Here is a 994-nt window from a genome sequence, read left to right on the forward strand (position 1 = left end):
CCGCGCAGCCCGGCGGCGCGCATCAGCCGCTCGACCGTGCACCGGGCCACCTCGACGCCCTAGCGGTGCAGCTGGTGCCTGATCTTGCGGGCGCCGTAGACGCCGTAGTTCTGGGCGTGGATCCGCTTGATCAGCACTGTCGACGGGCAGGGTCACGATGGTGTCGTGGCCGGCCGCGGTCTCGGCAAGGGTCTCCTTGGAACGGCCGACCAGCAGCACCCCGGCCCCCGTGCTCGCGGACGCGTGCGCCGCTGCCCGGCCGATCCCGGTCCCGCCACCGATGATGATCACCGCCTGTGCGGTGCTCATGTGAAGAACTCCGATCGGGCCGGCATCACGGTCGGTCGTCGCGGGTGACCCGGCGCTCCCGGAGCTTGAGCTCACCGTCCTGCCGTACCAGGATGTCCACACACACGCACATCATGTGAAGCCGTGGCTGGCCGTCGCGCGGGGTAGCGATCACCTGCGTGTAGCTCCGCGCGTAGATCGTGCCGTCGTCGCGACGTCTCAGGTAGGTCATGAGCATGCAGTGCCGGTGCACCTCGCCGGCTTCGGCCAGTGCCGCCGCGGTCCTGCGCACTCCGGCGATGATGACGTCCCGGCCACGCACCGGCTCCGGCATCGACGGCGAAAAGAACGAGCCGTCCTTGGTAAACGTGTCCGCCCACCCTTCCGCGTTGCCCGCGTCGAGGAGCTGCATGTGGCGGGCATAGAAATTCTGTACCTCTGGGTACAACAGGTCCAAGTTCGTCTCGGTCCCCACTGTCACGGCAATCTCCTAACCGATCGGTCGCTTCTCATCACTCATCCTTCAACGACGACTTCAATGCGTCCTCGAGCGCGGCTCCAGAAATCCTCGGAAGGCATCGGAGGTCCCGAGCCGGAGACGAACGTACGGCCCGAGCCGGCGAGGTCCACGAGGCCGCCACCGCGGCAACGCGGCCCGGTTCGCCTTGGACGAGTACGCCTTGTCCGCGGTCAACGAGTCCGGACG

General features: G+C 67.6%; 1 protein-coding gene and 2 pseudogenes. All 3 read right to left on the reverse strand.

Going from position 1 to position 994, the window contains the following annotated elements; genetic code table 11:
• Positions 1-131 (reverse strand): annotated as a pseudogene (locus ACFHWY_RS28635) (IS3 family transposase); the annotation flags it as partial.
• A 52-nt stretch (positions 132-183) separates the two neighbouring features.
• Positions 184-309, reverse strand: a pseudogene (locus ACFHWY_RS28640) (ketoreductase); the annotation flags it as partial.
• A gap of 25 nt (positions 310-334) precedes the next feature.
• Positions 335-769, reverse strand: coding sequence for a nuclear transport factor 2 family protein (locus ACFHWY_RS28645; RefSeq protein ID WP_416583348.1), 435 nt, complete (start codon positions 767-769; stop codon positions 335-337).
• Between the last annotated feature and the right edge of the window lie 225 nt (positions 770-994).

The organism is Micromonospora sp. LOL_024, from assembly GCF_048060415.1.
Taxonomy (GTDB): Bacteria; Actinomycetota; Actinomycetes; order Mycobacteriales; family Micromonosporaceae; genus Micromonospora.